The following is a 23,941-nucleotide window of genomic DNA, read 5'->3' as shown; positions in this document are numbered from 1 at the left end:
AACTCTTACTCAAAACTCATTACTCATTACTCATGACTTACGCTGCATCTCCCTCTCAAAAGGCAAAATCATTCTGTGCTTGCACATCAGCAGTTGTGCTAAACCCTCGTTGAGCATTCCATTGAACCGTTCCATCCCTTCCCGTTAAAAAGACTGTCGTATTTTGAGCTTGCAATGCGGATAAAATAGCTGGATCGAGATCCTCAGAAAGAGCGATCGCCACCCTCGGCTGTATTTTTTCTATCACCTCCAAACCCAACCCCCGACCCGACCAAATCAACACTGTATTGCCACCCTCAGAAGTACACCAGGACTGAACCTGACAGAATACCTCCGTGAACTCACCCGATCCAAAAACAATCCAACGTTGATTTTTTAACTCAAACTCCAATACCTGCGGATCTAAACTCAAGCCTTCAATACTCAGGGTTTTCCAGCTTAACCCCTGATTCACCTGCAACACTTGATAAGTTTCCACCTGCTCCTCAATCTTTGGCTCTGCCTGAGTTACAAGGTCACCAATCTGATAAAATCGCTGTATGGGTAATGTCCCTAAAATCCTTAACCATCCCTCAATGGGAGCATTTCCCCCATCGATCGTCACCCCAGCATCCAATTGATTCACCCCCTGAGACTGGAAGAACGGAATCAGGGTATACTGAGCGACTCCAAAATCGGGAGTATTCACCAAAATCGCCTTACCTCGATCCTGAATAGCGACTACTGGGGTGCGAGTCGCAAACACCGTTACTTGAGACTGATACGCTTGAGTATACCCTAGGGGAATGACGACGACGGCGATCGCCAAACCAACGGCCATTCCCAGCACTATTTTAGACTTAAGCTCAATTCTCCCCTTCACCCAAAACAGCAGAATTACGCCATACAAAACCAGCAACTGAAGTTCAGAAATCTTACCCACCGCTACCCAATTCCCCGGTAGCTGAGTAAACCTATCAATAATTCCTAGAAACGCCACCGTCGGATAATACAAAACTGTCGCCACCCAACTTCCTAAACCGGGCCAAACCACTGCCACACAAGCCACCACCATCCCCCCCAGCGTGAGTAGCACCACTAAGGGCAGGGTCACCAAATTGACTAAAATTCCGTAGGGCGATAATAGGCCAAAATGATACAACAGTAGGGGAAATGTCCAAAGAAAAGCACTGACAGGAACTGCGAATGCGGAGGCGATCGCCGGGGGTAAACCGTCCCCAATTTCCATCAACACCGGAACCGTCACCACTAACCCCAATGTCGCCAAAAAACTCAACTGAAATCCTAAATCTTGAATCCATAACGGGTCAACTAAAAGTAATAGGGTTGCCGCCAATAATAAGGAGCCTAAAATATTCACTCGACGGTCTAATAACTTCCCTAAAACTGCTCCAAATCCCATTAATGACGCTCGCAACACCGAAGGCGCAAACCCCGTTAATCCGCTATACAAAATCAGGGTAATCATCCCCACCCGAAACTGCATTTGCTTCGAGAATCTCTGAGTTAGAGTTAATACAAACCCCAACAAGAGGGACACATGAAACCCAGAAGTTGCCAATACATGAGCGAGTCCCACCTGAATAAAATCATCCCGGATATCAAAGGGCAAATCTACCGATCGCCGTCCCAAAACCATCGAGGCGATCGCCACCCCTTCCGGCACATCCAACCCCTGCACCAGGGAGCGCAAAATCCGCTCACGCACCCACCACCAGCCCCAGGAACCTTGATTCGCGTCAAATGTGACAGTTTCAGCACTCAGCCCCATAAACATCCCCTGACGGGCTAAATAGCGGCGGAAATCAAACCCTCTAGGGATACTTGCTGGTTGCGGTTCATACAGTCTCCCCCGCACTTCCACCCCATACCCCGGATGTAATCCCGTGGCTTGCAGTCGGGGAACCGTGGTATAGAACTTTCCCTGAACCGGCTGGTTTCCAATCTGACTGACATTAAGCGTAAACCGGATACGGTGCGATCGCGTCAACTGAGGCTCATTAAGTACCCTTCCCTGCACCGTCACCGGTTGACCGATCCAAGGGCTGAAGTCTATTTCTGGAAGTTGGGGCGTGCGAAAATGAAAATAAAAACTGGCTAGAAACCCCAGAATTCCCGCCAGTAACCACATCCCAGACTTCGGCCCCATGCGCCAATATCGGGGAAGAGTCAAAGCGGCGATCGCCCCCAACCCCAGCATCCCATAACTTCCCCCAGGAACTGGAACCAGCAGCAACCCCATGATATAAGCCAGACACAAAAGCACACCGCTCGTCCGGGACATGGCAAATAGGAAAATACACATCAAAAACGATTGAAGTCCGACAGACCTCAACCTTTACAGTGTAGCCTCTATATTAAATCACCGCGCTAACCTTCCGTCTTGGAAGAACGGGGAGCAGTCAATACTTTGTTATTAATTACTCATTATTAATTGTATTAATCGATCGCCCCTCTCCTTGTGTCCCAAAATACGTTAGAGCCGTTGCTGCTTCCAACTGGGTCACTGTTTTTTGGGGTTGAAATAGCCGAGTATAGCCAAACACCCGGCGAATATTGGCATTATTCCCATTTTGGAAATCCACCAAAATACTTGATAAAACTTGGGCATTAATTTTACTCGTATCCTGAAATCCCCAAGTGTCTTTGACCGCCTCTATCGTGGCTTTTGGCAGTGCCGAACGAGTATCTAAGGGGACTTTCCAACCAATGAGACTTTCCCTCGTCAGGGGAGCATCGGGACGAAACCGAGTCTCCGTTGCCTCTCCAGTTAGGGCGCTGGGAATTAACCCCGCCTCCGCCAAACCCTGAATGTACGCAAAATCTGGGTCACTTTTCGGTACATCTTGGAATACGGGATCTCCAGTCCCAGACGCTAACCGAATCTGTTTACCCGGATCGTCTGCATAGATTTGATTATTGGCGTTGATTAACCAGCGAGCATACTCTCGACGGGTAATGATTTCATTGGCTTCAAATGCTTCTACAGAAGCATCATTCGTAATTCCGAGGGCGATCAATTGTTTGACTTCTGGCGATAGAGGAGTCGAAACTTGCGACGGAGTAGGAGAAGGGGAAGGACTTGGAGAACTGATGACCGTGGGCGTATTTTCTATAGTTTCTATACGATAAGTTAAGGTATAAGTCGTTTGTCCAGAAGTCGGGGGCGCAAAACTCAGAGTTAGTTGTAGATCCTCCCGACGCGCAGACAGCTCCGGTGCATCTTGAGCGCTGGTTATTTCCCAGTTGTTCTCGGTTAATTGCTCTTGGTAATAGCGCCTCACTACTGTGGTGGAGTCAGGACTAAACCAACGGGTGATCAGTCCTTCTTGGGCAGATGTTAAGGGAGAAACCAATTCTAGAGTAGCGTTGGGATATTGGGGAATAGCAGAGGGAAAGCTATCCGGAAGGCTAACAGCAGCAACAGGAGCAGGAGGGACAGACGCTTGGGGAGAGGGAGAGGGTTGGGACGCAGGAGGTTGTTGCAGTTGGGGATCGGGTGCAAGCAGTTGCTCTAGACTTTGACCTCCAGAGCTATTAGCGCAGGACGTTAAGGGAGCGATCGCCATTAAAATCGCGAATAAGGAAAGAGCTGGAGAACGGTTCAACACAGATTAGGAAATAGTTACGAGTTCAGTGATCGAGTCTTCTGATCCCTATCTTACCGAAACTCGGCTGTTGGTATGGTTATCTTCAGCTCCGATCGGGCGATCGCCTCACCATAATAGACAATAGAGTATTGGGAGTGCGATTCGTTTCTGCGAAAATGGAAGCCACTTAATGGCTAAAGTGTAGGCAGAGCAAGGATTCTAATGAACCTTGACAACTCAATTTCCGTGATGGTGAAAGTCCATCCCTCTAGATGTTGGAGTGACAGCATAGCCCCCATTCTTGGGAACTGGTAATCCTCATGGGTGAAGCGGGGCTAAACGGCGGTAACTCTGAATCCGACAGAGAATCCCGTCTAGCATTTAGTTATGGGCAGGAATACGAACTCTCGTTTGAACTATCGTTACTCTTAAGTTGCCTACTCGGTTTATTGGCAGCAGACAAAAGGTCAACAATCCAAAGTGCCAGAAGATTTCCCAATCTTAACTGGGAACATTCACAAGGATTCGGTAGATAGAGAGACCCTAAAACTAAGAAGACGGAAATTGGGAACGATGTAACCCTTACAAATCTCTCAGGCAAAGGTCGATTCGCTTGAGCAGTAACCAGCGCAAGGTTTATAGGGGAAGGATGACTCAAGAAGCAAACGCCAAGTTGTAATGAGTTGGATAAGCTGACGTGAGTCCGATTGAATGGAATGAATAGTCTCAACTAAGAGTGAATAAGTCATGAACACGAATTTTAATTCGATGTATGAATGGAGGGACATCGATTGGCGTAAAGTCGAACGATGCGTCTTCAAGCTCCAAAAAAGAATATTCAAAGCTAGTCAACAGGGCAATGTCAAGTTAGTCCACAGATTGCAGCGACTACTCATTAACTCCTGGTACGGGAAGCTAATGGCGGCACGTCGGGTTTCACAGGATAACCAAGGTAAGAAGACAGCAGGGATTGATGGGGTTAAATCTCTTTCTCCCAAGCAAAGACTTATCCTGGCTTCCAACCTGAATCTCAGTCACAAAGCCAAACCAACCCGTAGAGTTCTGATTCCTAAACCAGGAACAAACGAAAAACGACCATTAGGTATCCCAACGATGGAAGAACGCGCTCTACAAGCGTTAGTAAAACAAGCAATGGAACCCGAATGGGAAGCTAAGTTTGAACCAAACAGTTACGGATTCAGACCAGGACGTTCAGCCCACGACGCAATCGGAGCCATATTCTCTAGCATCAAACAGAAAGCTAAGTATGTTCTTGATGCTGACATCGCCAAATGCTTCGATAAAATCAATCACGAAAAACTCCTGGATAAACTCCAGACCTACCCTACCTTAAGACGACAAGTCAAAGCATGGTTAAAGTCTGGAGTCATTCAAGGGAACTCCTGGTTCCCTACCAATGAAGGCACACCGCAAGGAGGGGTAATCAGTCCGCTCCTAGCTAATATAGCCCTACACGGTATGGAAGAGAAGGTTAAGCAATTCGCCGAAACTCTCCCAGGAAATAAAATGAATAACCAATACGCTTTATCCCTCATCCGCTATGCAGATGACTTCGTTATCTTACATAAAGATGAGCAAGTGATAAGGGACTGTTCATTGGTCATAAGGGATTGGTTGGCAGAAATGGGACTTGAACTTAAGCCAAGTAAAACGAGAATCACCCATACTAAAGACGGTGACAAAGACCTCAATTTCCTAGGATTCAACATTGCCCAATATCAAATGGGTAAGAATCATTCAGGAAAATCACCGAAGGGGGAAAGGCTTGGATTCAAAACCCTCATCAAACCGAACAAAGATAAAGTCAAAGCCCACATCAAAAAGTTGGGAGAGGTCATAGCGAGACACAAATCATCACCAATTGTTAGGCATGTCAAGGTCAAAGGAATGAAGAGTCCATACGATGGGGAATTAACTTATTGGAGTAGTCGAATGGGCAAACATCCTGAAATGCCCAACGAAAAAGCCGCTCTGCTTAAAAAACAAAAAGGCAAATGCAATTACTGTGGACAATACTTTAGAGATGGAGACTTGATGGAAATCGACCACGTTATCCCCAAAGCTTTGGGTGGTAGCAATCGCAGAGAAAACAAGCAGTTACTCCATCGGCATTGCCATGACCGCAAAACTGCTGCGGAGTTGATTAGTATTCGTGGCAAGAACCGTTCAATTGAGGAGCCGGATGAGGTGAAAGTCTCACGTCCGGTTTTGAAGACGAGTCGGACGGGCGACTGTCCGGCTTAGTTTAACAATTGACCCACAAGAGCTGAAGGTATGAAGATTCTCTTAGTTGATGATGAAGTTGCCTTAACCGAGTCCCTCAGTCAAGTCCTCAGACGAGAAGGATATGACGTTGATGTTGCCACTGATGGCAAACAGGGAGAACAGTTAGCCACCACAGGAGAATACGATTTATTCATTCTAGATTGGATGTTACCCCATCGCTCTGGATTAGACATTTGCCGATCGCTGCGAAATCACCAATTTTCTACCCCAGTTCTGTTTCTGACGGCGAAAGATACCTTAGACGATCGTGTAATCGGACTCGATAGTGGTGCAGATGATTATATGATTAAGCCCTTTGAGTTGCGGGAGTTTCTGGCTAGGGTACGGGCGTTATTGCGCCGTTTTGCTGCCCCCAACCGTTCCGTGTTACAGGTAGAAGACTTACGGTTAGATCTGGAGAATCAAATGGGCGATCGTCAAGGACGCTTAATTCAACTCTCGGAAAAAGAATGTCGTCTCCTCGCCTATTTTATGCAACATCCCGGCCAACTTCTCACCCATGACCAAATTTATCAGGCCCTCTGGAGTAGCGATGAATCCCCCAACAGCAACGTTTTAGCCGCCCAAATCCGTTTACTACGCCGAAAAATAGAGTTGCCCGGAGAATCCCCCTTAATTCATACCGTTTATGGAAAAGGCTATCGCTTTGGTTTACTCACGGATTAAAATTCATCCTTAAAATCGATCAAACATTAACGGGATAAATCCTGGTTGTGCTTCAATTCTACCGATCCAGTTTTGAATTGCTGGAAAGCCACTTAAATCATAACCCCCTTCAGGCGCGACATGGGTATAGGCAAACAGGGCAATATCAGCTACACTATAGCCTTCTCCGACAAAAAAATCATGAACACTTAAATACCTTTCCATCACCTCTAAAGCCCCATATCCGCCCTGGCGTTTTTGTTGTATCGCTTCTTCATACTCCTCTTCTTTCCCTAAAATCGAGATCCAATACCGAGGAGTGGCAATATAGGGTTCATGGCTATACTGTTCAAAAAACATCCACTGCAAAACCTGTGCCTGCTCCCATGAACTCTGGGGATAGAGCTGGGTTCCTTGACTCAGATAAACCAAAATTGCATTCGATTCAAACAAATATTTTCCTGGCTCAACTTCAATGACGGGTATGCGACCATTGGGATTTTTGTCTAAAAACTCAACTGTGCGACTTTCCCCATTCAGAATATTGATCTCAACTCGTTCAAATTCTCGCCCTAACTGAGTAAGACAGAGGCGCACTTTATAACCGTTTCCAGAGGGTAAAAAATCATAAAGTTTGATCATTTTTGCTTAAACTAAAGTAATAACCGTTAACTCTGGAGGACAAAATAATCGACCAGGGGGATACGTTCCCAATCCCCGATTCACATAAAGACAATTCTGGTTCAGTTGGTAAAATCCAGCATACCATTCCCAATGCTTAACCACGCGATCGCACTTCCGTTGCAGTAAAGGTATCCACTGCCGTAACCAACTAGGTGTCGCCAAAATTGCTCGTTCTTGATACGCTATCAATGGCCCCAATTCAGGTAACACAATTTGACCCCCATGGGTATGACCCGATAATTGTAAATCCACGCGCCATTGTTGCAAAACTTCCGCACTATCCGGTTGATGGGACAGCACAATTCGCGGTACTTGTTCATCGAGATTATCTAACACCGAAGCTGGATTAAAATCCGGCGACCAAAAATCAGGCAATCCGACTAAAGCTAATCCCTTTCCCAGAGGATAACTGACCTGATTCCATAATACTTGAATGCCAATATCAGTTAAGGCTTGAGTCACAATAAATTTAGTGGTAGGATAATAAAGATCGTGGTTCCCTAAAACCGCATAAATCCCTCGCCGAGACTCAAGCCGTTTCAACCGTTTAACTAAGTCATGAATAGGATCGGGTTCATAGGTGACGAAATCCCCTGTTAAGACCACCAGATCGGGATTCATGCTATTACTGGTATGAATAGCTTCAGCTAATAGTTCCTCAGAAAGTTTAACCCCATCATAATGAAAATCAGATAGCTGGGTAATCTTCAGTCCTCGTAACTCTGGAGGTAAGTTCTTCACGGTAACCGTGAGATTTTCAACAGTTAGCGGGCCAGAAAAGATTGGGTGCATAAGCCTGATCAACGCCTTATTAACAATGTATCGGCCTCTTTAGCATAGCTTATCAGATTCAGGCTTTACCGACAGCAGATCACTGAATCTCCTCAAGCAATTCTTGGGCTTTCTTCGAGGCTTGAATTCTTCCATCTCGATAAACTTTGGTAATAAATGGAGCAGGATGGCAAGCAATACAACACTTGTCGCTGTTCTGAGGTACGATGATCCCAATTTTGCTTGAAAGTGCATTCCTATAAGAAGCCTGGAAAATAGGCATTACAGCGTGAAAAATGGTTTTCCTATTACCCATTACCCATTACCTTCGACTCCGCTCAGGGAGCGCCCCCTATCCCTGACTCGCAGCGATCTTAATCACTTGTAACAACGTAGAAACCGCCAACTCAGAATCCGGGGAAACCAAGCAAGGAAAAACCAGTAATCCTGGAATTTGATTGGCGAGTTGGGTGGTTTCTTGACTGAGGGTAATCAGGGGCAGGTAACAGAGGGATTCCGATTGACGTAAAGCGTTTAAATAACCGCTCACATCATCTAATCCAGCATCATTAAACACTAAAACTTGGGGTTCCCAGACCCTGGCTAAAATTTCTGCCTGATCTAAATCTTCCGCTTCCAGAAGGCGACAATCTTGACCTTTCAATGTATGGCATCCCCGTACCCATTCTTGATAGGTTCCCTTTTGGGGTGTACCGGGAGATAAACATAACAGAGTTAATTTTTGCGGAAAAGAAGAGTCGATTTCCGGTTCTGAGGGTTGATGGAGGAGTTGTGAGGGTAAGAGGAGGGTAAATTCTGCGCCTTTGTTTTCGGTAACCGAACACATGAGATCGCCGCCATGGAGTTGGGCAAGTTGACTGACAATGACTAATCCTAATTCCCAAGTGGAGGAGCAGGGGGAGGCGTTCGGGTGACTTGATGAGGAAAACCAAGGGGTCAGATTGATGGGGGTGGTTAAGTAGGGATTGGTTAACCGAAAGCTAATCCAAAATCCACCTTGAGATTGGAGTTCAAGTTGGAGAGGGGTGGAGCGATAATGTTGGGCATCGCCGATCGCCCAAAGGTTGTAGGATAAGAGTCGATTCATCATTTGCCCTAGCCAAAATTCATCGGCCATCACCTCTGTAATCTGTGGATCGGAGTAAACATTGAGGCGGGGAGGTTGGGGTACATCTTGTACCAGTTCTGCAAAGGTGAAGAGGATGCGCTCTCGTAATTGAGAGGATTTTAATTGTACTTGATTTAACCCAACCTCTCCGAGTTCAAGCTGCGTCCACGTGACCATATCATCAATCATCATTCTTAGTTGTTTTCCCCCTTGATGAATCAACGTTAGATACTGCTTTTGCCGAGGATTAGCCAGGGACTGATTGGGGTGAAATAGGAGCTTGGATAGGCTTAAAATTCTGGTGATCGGGGTTTTGAGAGCATGACTGATGTAGGCTAGAATCTGGTCTTTTTTTTGATTTTCCTTAACCAGTTGAGTCACGCGGGTTAAGAGGGCCTGAAGTTGCCAGTCTGCTGTAGAGTCTTCAGAGGTTTTGGATTGAGTCCTTGAGTCTATCCCCTCAGAAGTGAATCTAGACTGGGGCGAGACGAGCCAATCGAGAGTCGGGTTTCCCCTCTGTGGATGTTCTAAAAGTGTAGATCTCGCGGGTGCTTCCTGTGACTCCAGCCCATAATCGGTACTTTGTTCCAAAAAATACTGAAGCAACCGTTGATTATCCAGTAATCCCACAAATTCCTGTTTCTGGTTAATGAGGGCATAATGACGGGTAATCGCTGGGTTCAACTGTTTCAGTTGTTCCTGAAGTTCGCCGATCTCTAGATCGCTAGAAAAACAGGCGATCGGTTCGAGAATGGGTTCTCCTATTTGGTATAATTGGGGGTTAATCTTGAGTAACGAGGAAGTCTGAACCCCTTGGGAGCTGGGTTTTAGCCAATAGGGTAACCAGCGAGAAAACTGAATACAGGCGATCGGAAATTGGGCCGGATCGATAACCACCAAAAGCGCTTGGTCAGTTAAACTCCATTCCATTAAGGCCCTTTCGAGTAGAGTGGTTTGTACACAGACAACAACTGGAGCAGTAAAAGCTTGGAGCAAAGGAGAATTCATAAGTTTCAGTAACCACAATGTTAGCAACATCTGGTGGCTTCAGTCTTAGAGCAGTGCAAGCAAATCGGAAAAACTCGTCAAAACATAACAAGTTATTTACAATTAAGGGTACAATGTTTACATTTATATAAAGACTTGTAACAAAACCTGATTTCCTGGATTATTGAATCAACACTTTTTTATATCAGTGTTGCTGATACCTGTAGTTTCTTTTAACACCTTGGCGTGCCCTCTCAACTGTCTATCTGTAGCTTTATCCGATCGGAGTCTCTAGGTCATTCAATGGATCAATACCTAGATGATACTCGCCATGCCCACACTCGCCTAGGTTCTGAAGGTGAGTTGATAGAATATTTGGATCAACACAGACAGCAAATTGACTGTTTGGTGGTTGAACAGATGCCTGAGATCCTGGAACTTTTAAGTAAATTACGGGAACAAAAAACCTATTTACCTATGGTTGCGATCCGGGAATCTGTTGAAAATGCCAAAATCTTCCCTATTGACTCAAAGAATCCAGAAGAAAGAGGCAGTATAGACGTTCCGGATTTAACAGGGATGAGGCGATTATACCACGATGCCATATTAGAAGTCACAACGGATCGGCTTCAACAAGTTGCATCCGTCATCGATCGGGCGATCGAGCAATTTCTGGAATTATCAACCACTCCAAAATCGACCAGCACACAACAGGGAAACGCGATCGAGGCGATCGCCACCCAACACTCCCTCAAACGTCAACAACGACGTTTAGGGGAAAAGCTCAAAGAACGACTAGGATATCTCGGCGTGTATTACAAACGAGACCCCAAAAACTTTTTCCGTCGTTTGTCTCATGAAAAACAACAAGATTTACTGGATTGCTTAAAAAAAGACTATGAGGATATAATACTAAACTACTTCTCCGACGATGAAGGAACTAATGCCAAAATTGACGACTTTGTAAATATTGCTTTTTTCGCTGATATTTCTGTGTCTCAAATCGTTGAAATTCACATGGAACTCATGGAAGAATATTCCAAGCAGTTACAGCTAGAAGGACGAAGTGAAGAAATTTTACTTGACTATCGTTTAACCCTAATCGATACCATTGCCCATTTATGTGAAATGTATCGACGCTCAATTCCTCGCCAATCCTAAATCTTGTTAATTCATAAGTCTTGAATGACCACGTTACCTTAGAACCCATTGACACAGAACTACCATGAGTCCTCTGAAAAAGACCTACATCCTCAAACTCTATGTTGCCGGAAACACCCCCAACTCCGTGCGGGCGTTAAAAACTCTCAATGACATTCTAGAGCAGGAGTTTCAAGGAGTTTATGCCCTGAAAGTGATTGATGTCCTCAAAAACCCTCAATTGGCGGAAGAAGACAAAATTTTAGCGACTCCTACCCTTGCTAAAATACTCCCCCCTCCCGTCCGTAAAATTATTGGAGATCTTTCCGATCGCGAAAAAGTGCTGATTGGACTCGATTTATTATATGATGAACTGCGCGATGATGAAAATATGGTCTAAAACAGCAATAATTGAGACCATTGGAGCGTCCCATCATCCCTTTTATTATTCTAATTTAGAGCCAGATCACCTATGAATACATTTGAACAATTGAGTGAACCCGAAAAAACGGTAAATACAAAACTCACCGGCATTACCAAAATCAGAACCTTGATCGAAGGATTTGATGACATTAGTCATGGCGGTCTGCCCCAAGGTCGTAGCACCCTGGTTAGCGGGACATCAGGCACAGGTAAAACGATGATGACTATTCAATTTCTCTATAATGGAATTACCTATTTTAATGAACCTGGAATCTTTGTGACTTTTGAAGAATCCCCTACAGATATTATTCAGAACTCTGCCAGTTTTGGTTGGGATTTACAGCAACTCATAGATGATGGAAAACTTTTTATATTAGATGCTTCCCCTGACCCAGAAGGACAAGATATTGTCGGTAACTTCGATCTCTCTGCTCTGATAGAACGGCTTCAATATGCAATTCGTAAATACAAAGCTAGACGGGTCTCGATTGACTCCGTAACGGCTGTATTTCAACAATATGATGCTGTGTCTGTGGTTCGCCGGGAAATTTTTCGCCTGGTTGCCAGACTTAAACAGTTGGGTGTAACCACAGTGATGACTACAGAACGAGAAGAAGAATATGGAAAAGTCGCTCGTTTTGGGGTAGAAGAATTTGTTTCTGATAATGTGGTAATTGTTCGCAATGCTTTAGAAGGGGAACGAAGACGCAGAACCGTAGAAATCCTCAAACTTAGGGGAACCACACATATGAAAGGAGAATATCCTTTTACTATTACTGATGATGGAATTAATATCTTTCCACTTGGTGCGATGCGACTCACTCAACGCTCTTCTAATGCTAGGGTTTCGTCTGGAGTCAGTACCTTAGATGAAATGTGTGGCGGCGGATTTTTCAAAGATTCGATTATTTTGGCTACAGGAGCAACAGGAACAGGTAAAACCTTATTGGTTAGTAAGTTTTTGGAAAATGCCTGTAAAAACTCAGAACGGGCGATTTTATTTGCCTATGAAGAATCTAGGGCCCAGCTTTTCCGCAATGCCAACTCGTGGGGAATTGATTTTGAGGCTCTGGAAAATCAAGGACTGCTGAAAATTCTCTGTGCTTATCCAGAGTCGGCAGGATTAGAAGATCATTTACAAATGATTAAATCTAAAATTACAGAGTTTAAACCGTCTCGCATTGCTATTGATTCTCTTTCAGCTTTAGCACGGGGGGTTAGTAATAATGCTTTCCGTCAATTCGTGATTGGGGTGACGGGATATGCCAAACAGGAAGAAATCACTGGTTTCTTTACTAATACGACGGATCAGTTTATGGGATCTCATTCGATTACGGAATCCCATATTTCGACAATTACCGATACGATTTTAATGTTGCAATATGTGGAAATTCGTGGAGAAATGTCGCGAGCTATTAATGTTTTCAAAATGCGCGGCTCCTGGCATGATAAAGGGATTCGTGAATATGCGATTACGGAGCATGGTGCAGAAATCAAGGATTCTTTCCGTCACTATGAAGGGATTATTAGTGGTTCACCGAGTCGAATTTCTGTGAATGAAAAAAGTGAACTGTCGCGGATTGTTCGAGGTGTGCAGACAAAAGAAGGAGATGATGATATGGGGTGATATCCTGTCCGTTTGAATAGTTGTCATTGCGACCGCAGGGAAGCATTCGCGCTTCGCGTTTCACGCAAGCTTCGCTAACGCTGAAATTTCCAAAATTGGGGAGATTGCTTCATTCCGCTCCGCTCCATTCGCAATGACATACTATAGCAAACCTAACATAACAGCGAAAACTGCTGTAACTGTTCCAACGGACTTGATATTACCCCATCACATGGTCAACTAACCAATAGGTTTTCATTTCACCTTTTCCTTTAACGGAAATGATGCCCCGCTCTTCAAATTGAAAACGGTCTTTTAAGACTTCATAAACCTGATGGCTGACATGAATTCGCCCTGGCGTTCCGGAAGATTCCATGCGCGAGGCGGTATTGACTGTATCGCCCCATAAATCGTAACTAAACTTGCGGACTCCTATCACCCCGGCCACTACGGGCCCGGTGTGGATACCGATGCGAATTTGTAGAGATTCTCCATTTTCCAGGGCAAAATCTTGCAGGACTTTTTGCATATCTAAGGCCATGGCGGCCATGGCGGCGGCATGATCGGGTTGGGGGATGGGGAGTCCGCCGACAATCATATAGGCATCGCCAATGGTTTTTATTTTTTCTAAGCTATGTTTTTCTGCTAAATAATCAAAGCTGGAAAACATTTCATTTAAACAATTGACTAAATCAATGGGAGCCATGCGAGCGGATAAGGAGGTAAAGCCAACGATATCGGAAAAGAGGATGGTGACGGATTCAAAGTATTCAGCGATCGCCTGGGTCTCCTGTTTCAATTGCTCGGCGATCGCCTCCGGTAAAATGTTGAGCAGTAATTCTTCTGATTTTTCCTGTTCCCGGCGTAAGTCGGCGGTTCTCTCTTCGACCCGTAACTCTAGTTCTTGATTGCTTCTTTCTAGGGCAGCAAAGGATTCTTGAAGCTGTTGGGCCATTTGGTTAAAAGAGTGGGCTAAAATTTTCACCTCTTCTACCCCTCTCACTTCCACATTCTGGGCTAGGGTTTGATTGTCACACCGACTTAAGGCGGCTTTGGCTAACTTTTGACTGCCGGCAATCAATTGCATAATGGGTTCACTGATCCAATGGGCTGTCATCCATCCAAATCCGGTAGCTACGAGCAAAGCAAGGACACACAGTTCAATGGTGCGGCGGGTATTGGCGTGAATTTGGGCCATAAAATCGGATTCTGGAACCACGACCACAATTAACCAATCTAAACCGGAGTCATCTGGGTAGGGAGCCACTTGTACAAAGGAGCGATCGCCCCCTTGCTCGAAATTAAATTGTGTTGGGGTGGCGATCGCCTCTAGTTTATTGTCCTCCATCAAAAATTCAGCCGTTGCTCGAATGAGGCGATCGGAAATGTTTGTAGCCATTAATCGTTCAGGATTTCTTCCCCCTGCTCCTAAGAGAAAAGGGGGAGCCTCGCTAGAACTAGCCACCAGAAAACCCGATCGCTCCACAATAAAGATTTTTCCGGAAGGACTGACTTCAATCGTCGCTAAAAACTCACTAATCCCACTGAGAACCAAATCCACTGCCATCACCCCACCGACATTGCCATCCGTATTCAAAAACCATTCAGAAGCAGTGATTCCCAGATCGCCATAGCGAAATAAATAAATCTCACTCCAGGTTGCCTGCCGGGTTTCGAGGGCAGCTTTATACCAAGGTCTTTGGCGGGGATCGTAGGGAGCCGTTTCCCGAATCAGATCCTGGCGATCGCCGGTTTCCGAGAGACTATAGAAGCGCCCGATGGGATCGCCTTCACCAAAAACTTCCTTCACAATTAAGCTTTCATCGGGTTCCCGACTGACGGCTAAATAACTGCCATTGGGTTTACCGACATAGATTTCCCGCGATCGCGGGAAAAGCTGCATTTGTTGCCAAAACTGGTTTTGCAACTGCTGAAAGTTATCCTCATCCAATTTACCCGCTTCCACTGCCTGCCGATTCACATGATTAATCCTAGGGGGTTGTTGTAGATAATCCGTGAGATGTTGCTCAGTTCGTTTTGTCACCTCATCCCGTAACTGATAGGCTAAATCATTAACGGCCTGTTGTCCATTGCGCCAAGACAGATATCCAGTAATCCCCACGGCGGCAGAAATTTGCAAAATAAACGGCACAATTAAGACCGCACGCAGGGAAAGCTTATTGCATAAAGAAAATCTGGATCTCATAGTCAGGGAAATCGGGAACAGAAAAGGACTAAAGAATTGATTGTAAACCTCTCCCTATTCCTCTAGATCCCTTGTTGCTCTGTTTCTGGGTCTGGACTGAGATCAGACGCTTTTTGACTAAAGAATTGGAAATATAAGGAATTGCACCATTCCTTAATCGGAAAGGCTAAAAAGGTGAGCGGGTTAATGGTGACAATAATGTTGCGACTATCGGCTTTGGCTTGATGAATAATTTGCTCGGCCACCCAATTAGCCGATAATACTCCAATGGGATTCAAATTGCTCTTAAACGGCCCTAAAATCAGTTTGCGGACAATACAAGGAGCATCCAGACGGCGCAGGGTGACTAAATCGCCGATGGTGCGCTTGGTGAGTTCATATAAGGGGCTAAAGGCGGGGGAAACTTCGGCTTCTGAGGTATTGACCCAAACTTCTTTACAGGCCATATCCCGGTTGCTGTGAATGGTTTTGAGGAAGAGTTCCATGAAGCGCCAAGTGGAAAAGGCGTTAACTTGGTAGGATGTTTCGATCGCCTCTGCCGTGCGATCGCCATGGACGTTAATCCCATGATTGAGAATCAGAATATCAATCGAGTTGAATTGCTCTTCGAGTTCCGACTCTTTACCCACTTGCCAAGAAACCGTGGGGATCTCCACTGCTCGATCGTCAACGGTAATCTGAATCGGGCGATCGCCAGACGTGAGGGCGATCGGTTTTGCACCCTGTAGATGTAACTGATAAAGGAGCGATCGCCCCAACGTTCCAGACGCACCGGTTACCGCTACCGTTTTCCCTTTCAAAGATAAAGCTGTTCCCATAATTCGATCCACCAAGGTAAACGTGCCACAAAAATAAGCATTCTGATTATCAAAATGATGTCGCCAATGATAACTACGATTGACCATTCCCTGGCTCGGAATGGCATCAAACGCCCCCGGACGATGGGTTGAGTCTGTCCACTCCTCCATTCCCGGAACCCCCCATCCTCGTCCCATGGCAGTCAAGAGAAATGTAACAGAATAAATGATGGCTGCTCCCGTTCCCCAAAGTTGATCGTTGAAGTATACAGCTATGGCAGACCCTAAGCTGGCCGAGAGGATCATCACCACACTTTCGGGCACATCATTGTACCAATGGGCCTTTTGATAAATCTCTGCATTGACCGGGGTTAAATCGGGGCGAAACACCCGATGATGCCAAACATGCAAGCGATAGAGAGGTTTCCAAGCATGGCAGAAAGCATGATAGACATCGCGCACACACTCCACTGCGGCGATCGCCAGCAATCCCCAGCCTAAACTCAACCAACTCAACCGATCCACTGTATTCATCCACTCTGCCCACAGCAGACCATCGAACGCAAACAAGAGCAGAACGAACCAACTTAACATATACACTCCTACAGACCACCATCGTATTCCCTATTCCCTAGCGCTTATCGCTAGAGGGGTTTCATCCCAGTTTACAATTGCTTTCTCGTTAATCACCCTTCAGCTTACAGAATATTCGGTAAACTGTCGCTTAAATGGCGTATGGAAACCAATAACAATATCTGTTTTGGGCACTCCCCTATTTTGCAAGTCTTGGCCAATATCCTGTTCTGTGCCATTGTGCTGTATCCAAATTTTCCCGTCTTTAATATCAAAGTGTAAGATCGAGCCATAAATTCGGTAATCTCCTATCCAGCCCACATGAAAAAGCTGGTAATGATCTCTGGCCGGATCAAAAATCAATTGGGTTTCCACTCCGTCTTGACTATCGGCGCTTAAACAAGCATAGTCTTCTAGGAGTTGCTGAATAATTTGGCGATAGTGGTTTAGGGTATCCATCGGTTGATGCTCTCCTTTTGAGCTTCATAGATGATTAGTTTTAACTGTTGAGCGTCGATAATCTCCTGGACTACCTCTATGGCAAAAAAAGAAGTGTAAGTATCTAGAGAGATAGCGAGATAAAGATTATATTCTGGGTATTGCTTGTGTAGGAGAGTACGGTAAGTGATAAATTGCCCAACCGCTGTATAAAATTCGGAAATCGTAGAGTTTTGAATAAAGCTTTTGATTTCCACGGCAATTTTCTGCCCTTCTCGTTCTGCGGTTAGGATTTTTTCTGCACCCAGATCAACATAAAGTTTACCAAGGTCGTATCTTAGCATCAGAGGGTCGTGGGTGATTATCCATCCTTCTTTTTCTAAGGCATGGCGTACAGCTTGATGAAAGAAATCTTTAGCAGGCATGAATGTATGATTAAGTGTACTAGATAGAGATTACTGATAACTCTATCTTAAAAGACACGCACCGTTGGGTATCCCTAGCTATCTAGATACACCCATTAGTCCTGTATGTAGGCTGTATCTAGAGCAAAGAATCAGATTATTGCCGCCTCTCAAGAGCGGAAAGGTTCAAACAATCCTAAAATGAGATGTTGATTGTTACTCAAAACTCCAGGTTAGGTTGTGAAACTCTTTGTTTACCATACGCCCGAATTAACCCCCACGGATCATTTACCCGAATGTGCGATCGCCGTAGATGTCCTGCGAGCGACAACTACCATTGCCACTGCCCTCCACGCTGGGGCAGAAGCGGTGCAAGTCTTTAGCGATATCCAAAAACTGATGGATGTCAGTGCTGAATGGCCCCAAGAACAGCGTCTCCGGTTTGGAGAACGAGGGGGAGCAAAGGTTGAAGGATGTGACTTGGGGAACTCTCCCTTAAGTTGTACTCCAGAGGTTGTCCAAGGGAAGCGTATTTTTATGAGTACAACCAATGGGACTCGCGCTCTGCAACGGGTAGAAGCAGCTAAAACCGTCCTTACTGGAGCCTTGATTAATCGTCAATCTGTCGTTAATTATATTACCAGCCACCAACCGGAGAGCATCTGGATCGTGGGATCGGGATGGGAAGGGAAATTCTCCCTAGAAGATACAGTTTGTGCGGGAGCGATCGCCCATAGTCTATTAACAGAATTTACCCTTTCTTCTCCCATCTCCGAAGTCAACGACGAAGTAATCGCTGCTGTTGCCCTCTATCGCCAATGGCAAGAACAATTAGTCGATCTGCTGCAACAAGCCAGTCATGGCAAACGTTTACTGGGCTTAAATGGTACGGCGGATCTTGAGTATTGCGCCCAACTCGATAGTCTCTATGTTTTACCCATTCAGAAAGAACCTGGAGTTTTAGTTTCCCATCGTTAATTATTCGGAGGTGCTGATGAAAGCTATTGTCATGACGGCTCCTGGAGGGCCAAACGTGCTACAACTCCAGGATGTCCCCGACCCTAAACTCGAAGGAAACCGGGAACTACTCGTTCATCTCAAAGCTGCCGGAGTCAACCCCATTGACACCAAGCTGCGGAACCGAGGAACCTTGTATCCCGATCAAATGCCCGCCATTCTCGGCTGTGATGGGGCAGGCATTGTGGAGGCGATCGGCTCAGGGGTACAAAACTTCAAAGTGGGCGATGCCGTCTACTTTTGCAACGCCGGACTCGGTGGCCATCCAGGCAACTACGCCCAATATGCCACCGTTGACGAACGGTTTGTGGCCCACAAACCCACCTCCCTCAGCTTTGCCGAAGCTGCCGCCGCTCCCTTGGTGCTAATTACTGCCTGGGAATCTCTCTATGACCGGGCCCGGCTACAACCGGGGCAAACCGCCCTCATCCACGCGGGTGCGGGTGGAGTCGGTCACGTCGCCATACAATTGGCAACCCTGCAAGGGGCATCGGTTTGCACCACAGTCGGTTCCGTAGAAAAAGCGGACTTTGTGCAATCTTTGGGAGCAGACCAAGCCATCTTTTACAAAGATACGGACTTTGTTCAAGAAACCCTCAACTGGACATCGGGGGAAGGGGTTGACGTTGCTTTCGATACCGTAGGCGGATCGACCTTTGCCCAAACTTTTCCGGCTGTTCGCGTCTATGGCAATCTGGTCACTATTCTGTCTCCGGCTGCTGAGACCAATTGGAAAATTGCCAGAGACCGAAACCTCAGCATTAGCTTAGAATTAATGCTCACCCCCATGGTGCAAGGTCTGGTCTCTGCCCAACAAGATCAAGCTAAAATTCTCCAGCAGTGCGCCCGTTTAATTGACCGGGGAGACCTGAAAATCCATTTAGGAACCACCTTTGCTCTCAGAGATGCGGCAGCCGCCCATGAGCTATTAGAGAAAGGCTCAATGATGGGCAAAATTGCCCTGTTGATTGAAGATTAAAGGTCTAGTGGACTAACCCAGACAGCTAGGCAATAGGCATAGGTTACCCAGTAGGGGGAGAGACTAGGAATAAGACAAAGCCTCGATCGCCAGTCGTGCAACTGTCCTGAAGGCGATCGCCTAAATCCGTCTGTCCAGAACCCTCTACCCCCTGTCCACTTGCGCCTGCGTTAAAAGTGGCACGATCTGTGCCCCCCTTCATACCCAATCCGGTGAAAGTAAAGATATCAAGTTTACCGGAGTATCAGGGTTATGAAATACCAAATTCTATCAATGACTACCTTATTGTTGAGTTTAATCCCCTACCTACCTCTTAAGGCTCAAACCCTTCCCTCAGACAACCCATTTTCTCCAGAAACGATCCGCGCCCAACTAGAAACTATGGATACTCGCCCCAGAAATGCCGAGTATTATCAAGGCTTTAATGAAGGCTTCAACGAAGGTTTTGAAGCGGGTTTAGCTGCCAGAACAGCGAACCAACCCAACCAAAATAATTATCAAATGCTGATGAACACTAACCCCCGTCCCCTGATCCAAGGATGGGCAGAAGGCTATGTTAAAGGCTATGAAGACGGTTATGAATATGGCGATCGCTAATATTAGGATGGTAAACTATGGGGAGACAAAGGAAGAAGGCGAGTTTACTGGGCTGGTGTGTATTCTAGTTATGAGTTAACCCGCCCCTACCGACCCATTTTTAATTTCTAATTGATAACGATTATGCATGTATTGATTCCAGCAGCAGGGATGGGGAAGCGGATGGGGAGCGATCGCAATAAAATGCTGTTGAACGTATTGGGCGATCCTTTGCTGGCTTGGACGCTACGAGCAACGGAAGCGGCTGAAACGGTGGCATGGGTGGGGATTATGGGACAACCGACGGATTTTCCGGCCTTCGAGGAGATTATCGGCGGCTTAGGCTTGCAAAAACCCGTCCATTTGATTGTGGGGGGTTCAACGCGCCAAGAATCGGTTTACAACGGCTTACAGGCGCTGCCAGAGGGCGCTAAAGGGGTGTTGATCCATGATGGGGCCCGGTGTTTGGCGACTCCGGATTTATTTGACCGGTGCGCGATCGCCCTTCAAGAGTGCCAAGGATTAATTGCCGCTATCCCCGTCAAAGATACCATTAAGGTGGTCAATGGCGAGGGCTGGATCGAAAGTACCCCTAACCGTGCCGATCTTTGGGCCGCCCAAACTCCCCAAGGCTTTGCGGTAGAAGCGATTAAAGCGTGCCATGAGAAGGGACGCGCTAATGGCTGGGAAGTCACCGATGATGCCGCCTTATTTGAGCAATGCCAGTTACCGGTAAAAATTGTGAGGGGAGAAGAAACCAATATTAAGGTTACCACTCCCATTGATTTGGCGATCGCCGAACGCATTCTGCAACAGCGAGCATGACCTGGCAACCGATCCAAGACTTACCCCTAAATTGGCAAACCCTTGCCAGTTCTGAATTACCGCCCCTGGTGACCGTTTGGAACGAGCAAGCGGATCGATTGCGTCAGTCTGGTGAATTTCAAACATTTAACGACAAACTGCGGCGAGAAATCGCGATCGAAACCGGAATTATTGAGCGTTTATACACCATCGATCGCGGGATTACTCGTCTACTGATTGAGCAGGGAATTAATGAGGCCCTCATTCCCCATGGTTCGACCGATCGCCCCGTTAAACAAGTCATTTCGCTGATTAAAGATCAAGAAGCGGCGATCGAAGGGTTATTTGATTTTGTCGGGGGACAACGAACCCTATCGACTTTTTATATCAAGCAACTCCATCAACTGTTAACTCAAAGTCAAGACAGTATAGAAGCCCTAGATACACTCACCGACCAAATATTTCAAGTCTCCTTAATTCAAGGCGATTATAAACGTCAACCGAATAATCCTCTACGACTCGATGGTTCGGTTCATGAATATTGTCCCCCAGAACAAGTCGCTTCTGAAATGGATCGACTGATCTCGCTGCATCATCAACATAGCACTGAAAACATTCCTCCTGAAATTGAAGCCGCTTGGTTACATCATCGCTTTACCCAAATTCATCCCTTTCAGGATGGAAATGGTCGGGTAGCTCGATGTTTAGCGAGTTTAGTGTTTATCCAAGCGAGTTGGTTTCCTTTGGTTCTCACCCGTGACGATCGTGCGGTTTACATTGCAGCGTTGGAAGAGGGCGATCGGGGGAATTTGTCAAGTTTAGTGAATCTCTTTGCGAAGAGTCAAAAACAAGCTTTTTTAAGAAGTCTGGGTTTATCAGAACAAGTGCTATCTGAGGGTAGACGCACCCAAGTGATTATTGCTTCAATTGCCGAAAAGTTAAAGCAGAATCAGTCAGCTTCTTTGCAAGAGCGGTGTCAGAAAGTAGAGCATTTTGCTTCAATTCTTTTTGATGTGGCATCTAATCGCTTACAAGCCATAGCGGAGGAAATTCGGCGATCGCTGCAAAATGTGGTCGATAATGCATCAGTCTTTACCGTAGCTGCCCCCATTGGCGATCCTCGATCAGATTACCATCGCTACCAAGTTTTAGAAACCGCGAAACAGTTGGATTATTTTGCCAATCTTCGCCCTTATCACAGTTGGCTACAATTAGTCCTCAATGTAGGCGCAGCAACGACTCTTCTGCTCTCTTTTCATGTTCTAGGTCGTGAATATCAAGGATTACTGGTCTGCACAGCATGTGCTTACCATAGAGATAATGGGGAGGAAGGAGAGCGCAATATTAGCGATATTCAGTCTTTGACAGATTCTCCATTCCAATTTTCCTATGCAGATGCACAAGACAACTTAATCGAACGTTTTCAGAAGTGGTTAGAAGAGATGATTTTGACTGGTTTGGAATATTGGAATAAGAGCATTTAGAAGCAGGGGTGAAAAAAAAATCGCCCCTACAAATGAATCATTGTTAATTGTTTCGGCTGTCGCCGACATGAAAATTGTTAATTGTTCATTATCAATCTAACTCCTCCATCAGAGCTTTCACCTGGTCGATGCCCTCGCGATCGCCGGCAACCTGATACAGTTGTAGGGCACGCTCTAAAAAGGAACGCGCTTCCTGAGTGCGATCGCGCTCTTTCAGCGCCAACGCCAACTTATAATACCCTTCAGGATTTTGGGGAGCCAATTGCACCACTTGACGATAGGTAGCGATCGCCAACAGGATATCATTCCGTTGCATCAGAATATCCCCCATGGCTCGATAGGCATCTACCAAATTCCGATCCAAGGATACCGCCCGTTGATAGGCTTGATAGGCTTCCGGCCAATTCTCAAAACTCTCTTGGATTTTACCAATGGTCATATAAATCACCGGATTTTGGGAATCCAGTTGAGCCGCTTTCTCCAGAGCTTCTTGGCCCAAATCCAGATTACCGCGAGCTAACCAGGCACTTGCTAACTTGACCTGAATACTACCCAAACGAGGATTGAGTTGTTCCGCTTGTCGCAGGTGTTGAATCGCCGTATCGAGTTCCCCTACTTTGAGGTACATCGCTCCGAGTAACTCATGGGCTTGAAAATTCCGAGGATCGGCACTAAGTACCTGTTCATAGGTTCGTTTTGCAGCATCAAAATTATTCTGTCGCCATTGCACCACCCCTAAACCCAGATAGGCCTCCAAATTGCTTTGGTCTAACTGAATGGCTTGTTGATAAGCAATCTGGGCAGAGGCATTATCGCCAATCTTGGCTAAACTATGGCCGAGGGCATAGTAAAAATCTCCATTTTCGCGATCGTATATCACCGCCTGGCGATAGGCTTGGGCAGCTTCGGCAAAATTCCCTTGCATCGATTGCAGGTAGCCAATACCGGAATAGAGACGAGCATTTTGAGGATCTAATCGCAGGGCTTGTTGATAAACTTGAATGGCCCTAGGATAATCTCTGGCTTCGACAAACTGATTCCCCTGTTCTAAGAGGGCATCAAGTTGGGCATTATTGGGCGATCGCTGGGCAATCCATTCTACCCCTTCAGAGGCTTGGACTGTCGAGGGCGCAACCCCCTGAAAACCTCCCCAAACCAATAGAGTGGCCAAGAATAAGCTAGATTTGTGCATAGTTGATCATCAACAGAGCGTGTGTGAGGGAATCTTAAAGAAACTTTACTCTTTCTTTAGGATTCCAGCAAGTGGAAGTGGGGAGATGGGGAGGATAGCCTATTGCCTATTGCCTATTGCCTTCCCCCCTATTGCCTATTCCCCATTCCCCATTCCCCATTCCCCATTCCCCATTCCCCATTCCCCATT

Annotated in this window: 21 protein-coding genes; 10 read left to right on the top strand and 11 right to left on the bottom strand. The window is 46.1% G+C overall.

The features are described from left to right. Window positions 1-55: 55 nt before the first annotated feature. Together PMG25_RS07310 and PMG25_RS07305 are read right to left on the bottom strand one after the other, a co-directional pair. A complete protein-coding gene (locus tag PMG25_RS07310; protein WP_283766243.1) occupies window positions 56-2,284 on the bottom strand; it encodes a ComEC/Rec2 family competence protein in 2,229 nt (742 codons plus the stop codon). A 136-nt stretch (window positions 2,285-2,420) separates the two neighbouring features. Beyond that, the gene (locus PMG25_RS07305) at window positions 2,421-3,611 is read right to left on the bottom strand and encodes an S-layer homology domain-containing protein (protein ID WP_283766242.1); all 1,191 of its coding nucleotides are present in this window, start codon (window positions 3,609-3,611) and stop codon (window positions 2,421-2,423) included. A gap of 726 nt (window positions 3,612-4,337) precedes the next feature. On the opposite strand from PMG25_RS07305, the gene PMG25_RS07300 reads away from it, so the two are divergent. Continuing rightward, complete coding sequence (locus PMG25_RS07300; protein ID WP_283766241.1) at window positions 4,338-5,855, top strand: group II intron reverse transcriptase/maturase; 1,518 nt, start codon at window positions 4,338-4,340, stop codon at window positions 5,853-5,855. Window positions 5,856-5,885: 30 nt separating this feature from the next. Then, window positions 5,886-6,563, top strand: coding sequence for a two-component system response regulator RppA (gene rppA / locus PMG25_RS07295; protein WP_283766240.1), 678 nt, complete (start codon window positions 5,886-5,888; stop codon window positions 6,561-6,563). Between the two features lie 9 nt (window positions 6,564-6,572). On the opposite strand, the gene PMG25_RS07290 is transcribed toward rppA, so the two are convergent. From PMG25_RS07290 to PMG25_RS07280, 3 genes are all read right to left on the bottom strand, one after another. Further along, a complete protein-coding gene (locus PMG25_RS07290) occupies window positions 6,573-7,184 on the bottom strand; it encodes a glutathione S-transferase family protein (protein ID WP_283766239.1) in 612 nt (203 codons plus the stop codon). Between the two features lie 6 nt (window positions 7,185-7,190). After that, window positions 7,191-8,018, bottom strand: a complete 828-nt coding sequence (locus tag PMG25_RS07285; RefSeq protein ID WP_347178767.1) for a metallophosphoesterase — start codon at window positions 8,016-8,018, stop codon at window positions 7,191-7,193. A 331-nt stretch (window positions 8,019-8,349) separates the two neighbouring features. Further along, complete coding sequence (locus PMG25_RS07280) at window positions 8,350-10,134, bottom strand: sensor histidine kinase (RefSeq protein ID WP_283766237.1); 1,785 nt, start codon at window positions 10,132-10,134, stop codon at window positions 8,350-8,352. 225 nt (window positions 10,135-10,359) lie between these two features. On the opposite strand from PMG25_RS07280, the gene PMG25_RS07275 reads away from it, so the two are divergent. From PMG25_RS07275 to kaiC, 3 genes are all read left to right on the top strand, one after another. Next, window positions 10,360-11,274: a circadian clock protein KaiA gene (locus PMG25_RS07275; RefSeq protein ID WP_347178766.1), complete on the top strand. Its 915-nt coding sequence runs from the start codon at window positions 10,360-10,362 to the stop codon at window positions 11,272-11,274. A gap of 64 nt (window positions 11,275-11,338) precedes the next feature. Next, window positions 11,339-11,653, top strand: coding sequence for a circadian clock protein KaiB (gene kaiB / locus PMG25_RS07270; RefSeq protein ID WP_283766235.1), 315 nt, complete (start codon window positions 11,339-11,341; stop codon window positions 11,651-11,653). 72 nt (window positions 11,654-11,725) lie between these two features. Beyond that, complete coding sequence (kaiC, locus tag PMG25_RS07265; protein ID WP_283766234.1) at window positions 11,726-13,303, top strand: circadian clock protein KaiC; 1,578 nt, start codon at window positions 11,726-11,728, stop codon at window positions 13,301-13,303. Window positions 13,304-13,502: 199 nt separating this feature from the next. Here kaiC and PMG25_RS07260 read toward each other — a convergent pair whose 3' ends face one another. The 4 genes from PMG25_RS07260 to PMG25_RS07245 form a co-directional block, all read right to left on the bottom strand. After that, on the bottom strand, window positions 13,503-15,488 hold the full coding sequence (locus tag PMG25_RS07260) for an adenylate/guanylate cyclase domain-containing protein (protein ID WP_283766233.1): 1,986 nt from the start codon (window positions 15,486-15,488) through the stop codon (window positions 13,503-13,505). Between the two features lie 62 nt (window positions 15,489-15,550). After that, window positions 15,551-16,801, bottom strand: coding sequence for a bifunctional sterol desaturase/short chain dehydrogenase (locus PMG25_RS07255; protein WP_347178768.1), 1,251 nt, complete (start codon window positions 16,799-16,801; stop codon window positions 15,551-15,553). 177 nt (window positions 16,802-16,978) lie between these two features. Continuing rightward, window positions 16,979-17,317: a XisI protein gene (locus PMG25_RS07250; protein WP_283766231.1), complete on the bottom strand. Its 339-nt coding sequence runs from the start codon at window positions 17,315-17,317 to the stop codon at window positions 16,979-16,981. Then, window positions 17,305-17,721: an element excision factor XisH family protein gene (locus PMG25_RS07245; protein WP_283766230.1), complete on the bottom strand. Its 417-nt coding sequence runs from the start codon at window positions 17,719-17,721 to the stop codon at window positions 17,305-17,307. Before PMG25_RS07245 ends, PMG25_RS07250 begins: the two co-directional genes overlap by 13 nt. A gap of 219 nt (window positions 17,722-17,940) precedes the next feature. On the opposite strand from PMG25_RS07245, the gene PMG25_RS07240 reads away from it, so the two are divergent. Together PMG25_RS07240 and PMG25_RS07235 are read left to right on the top strand one after the other, a co-directional pair. Continuing rightward, entirely contained in the window at window positions 17,941-18,678 is a 738-nt protein-coding gene (locus PMG25_RS07240; RefSeq protein WP_283766229.1) for a 2-phosphosulfolactate phosphatase family protein, read from the top strand. A gap of 16 nt (window positions 18,679-18,694) precedes the next feature. Beyond that, complete coding sequence (locus tag PMG25_RS07235) at window positions 18,695-19,696, top strand: zinc-dependent alcohol dehydrogenase family protein (RefSeq protein ID WP_283766228.1); 1,002 nt, start codon at window positions 18,695-18,697, stop codon at window positions 19,694-19,696. A gap of 43 nt (window positions 19,697-19,739) precedes the next feature. On the opposite strand, the gene PMG25_RS07230 is transcribed toward PMG25_RS07235, so the two are convergent. Beyond that, window positions 19,740-19,898 carry a hypothetical protein gene (locus PMG25_RS07230; protein WP_283766227.1) on the bottom strand — a complete coding sequence of 53 codons (159 nt, stop codon included), beginning with the start codon at window positions 19,896-19,898 and terminating at the stop codon, window positions 19,740-19,742. A gap of 71 nt (window positions 19,899-19,969) precedes the next feature. Here PMG25_RS07230 and PMG25_RS07225 point away from each other — a divergent pair, with 71 nt between their 5' ends. The 3 genes from PMG25_RS07225 to PMG25_RS07215 all read left to right on the top strand — a co-directional run bounded on the left by PMG25_RS07225 (window position 19,970) and on the right by PMG25_RS07215 (window position 22,560). Continuing rightward, entirely contained in the window at window positions 19,970-20,293 is a 324-nt protein-coding gene (locus PMG25_RS07225; RefSeq protein ID WP_283766226.1) for a FliH/SctL family protein, read from the top strand. 123 nt (window positions 20,294-20,416) lie between these two features. Then, on the top strand, window positions 20,417-21,097 hold the full coding sequence (ispD, locus tag PMG25_RS07220; protein WP_283766225.1) for a 2-C-methyl-D-erythritol 4-phosphate cytidylyltransferase: 681 nt from the start codon (window positions 20,417-20,419) through the stop codon (window positions 21,095-21,097). After that, window positions 21,094-22,560, top strand: coding sequence for a Fic family protein (locus PMG25_RS07215; protein ID WP_283766224.1), 1,467 nt, complete (start codon window positions 21,094-21,096; stop codon window positions 22,558-22,560). The genes ispD and PMG25_RS07215 overlap by 4 nt, the downstream gene beginning before the upstream one ends. Before the next feature lie 91 nt (window positions 22,561-22,651). On the opposite strand, the gene PMG25_RS07210 is transcribed toward PMG25_RS07215, so the two are convergent. Further along, entirely contained in the window at window positions 22,652-23,752 is a 1,101-nt protein-coding gene (locus PMG25_RS07210; RefSeq protein WP_283766223.1) for a tetratricopeptide repeat protein, read from the bottom strand. Window positions 23,753-23,941: the final 189 nt, after the last annotated feature.

It is taken from the genome of Roseofilum capinflatum BLCC-M114 (genome assembly GCF_030068505.1).
GTDB classification, from domain to species: Bacteria; Cyanobacteriota; Cyanobacteriia; order Cyanobacteriales; family Desertifilaceae; genus Roseofilum; species Roseofilum capinflatum.
Note: the sequence above shows the minus strand (reverse complement) of the source record. Positions and strands in the feature narration are given on the sequence as shown.

What these genes read in the sequence shown, in the direction of transcription:
- PMG25_RS07310 (WP_283766243.1), bottom strand. Translation starts at nt 2,284, where the DNA reads ATGTCCCGGACGAGCGGTGTGCTTTTGTGTCTGGCTTATATCATGGGG.
- PMG25_RS07300 (WP_283766241.1), top strand. Translation starts at nt 4,338, where the DNA reads ATGAACACGAATTTTAATTCGATGTATGAATGGAGGGACATCGATTGG.
- rppA (WP_283766240.1), top strand. Translation starts at nt 5,886, where the DNA reads ATGAAGATTCTCTTAGTTGATGATGAAGTTGCCTTAACCGAGTCCCTC.
- PMG25_RS07290 (WP_283766239.1), bottom strand. Translation starts at nt 7,184, where the DNA reads ATGATCAAACTTTATGATTTTTTACCCTCTGGAAACGGTTATAAAGTG.
- PMG25_RS07285 (WP_347178767.1), bottom strand. Translation starts at nt 8,018, where the DNA reads ATGCACCCAATCTTTTCTGGCCCGCTAACTGTTGAAAATCTCACGGTT.
- PMG25_RS07280 (WP_283766237.1), bottom strand. Translation starts at nt 10,134, where the DNA reads ATGAATTCTCCTTTGCTCCAAGCTTTTACTGCTCCAGTTGTTGTCTGT.
- kaiB (WP_283766235.1), top strand. Translation starts at nt 11,339, where the DNA reads ATGAGTCCTCTGAAAAAGACCTACATCCTCAAACTCTATGTTGCCGGA.
- kaiC (WP_283766234.1), top strand. Translation starts at nt 11,726, where the DNA reads ATGAATACATTTGAACAATTGAGTGAACCCGAAAAAACGGTAAATACA.
- PMG25_RS07260 (WP_283766233.1), bottom strand. Translation starts at nt 15,488, where the DNA reads ATGAGATCCAGATTTTCTTTATGCAATAAGCTTTCCCTGCGTGCGGTC.
- PMG25_RS07250 (WP_283766231.1), bottom strand. Translation starts at nt 17,317, where the DNA reads ATGGATACCCTAAACCACTATCGCCAAATTATTCAGCAACTCCTAGAA.
- PMG25_RS07245 (WP_283766230.1), bottom strand. Translation starts at nt 17,721, where the DNA reads ATGCCTGCTAAAGATTTCTTTCATCAAGCTGTACGCCATGCCTTAGAA.
- PMG25_RS07235 (WP_283766228.1), top strand. Translation starts at nt 18,695, where the DNA reads ATGAAAGCTATTGTCATGACGGCTCCTGGAGGGCCAAACGTGCTACAA.
- PMG25_RS07230 (WP_283766227.1), bottom strand. Translation starts at nt 19,898, where the DNA reads ATGAAGGGGGGCACAGATCGTGCCACTTTTAACGCAGGCGCAAGTGGA.
- PMG25_RS07225 (WP_283766226.1), top strand. Translation starts at nt 19,970, where the DNA reads ATGACTACCTTATTGTTGAGTTTAATCCCCTACCTACCTCTTAAGGCT.
- ispD (WP_283766225.1), top strand. Translation starts at nt 20,417, where the DNA reads ATGCATGTATTGATTCCAGCAGCAGGGATGGGGAAGCGGATGGGGAGC.
- PMG25_RS07215 (WP_283766224.1), top strand. Translation starts at nt 21,094, where the DNA reads ATGACCTGGCAACCGATCCAAGACTTACCCCTAAATTGGCAAACCCTT.
- PMG25_RS07210 (WP_283766223.1), bottom strand. Translation starts at nt 23,752, where the DNA reads ATGCACAAATCTAGCTTATTCTTGGCCACTCTATTGGTTTGGGGAGGT.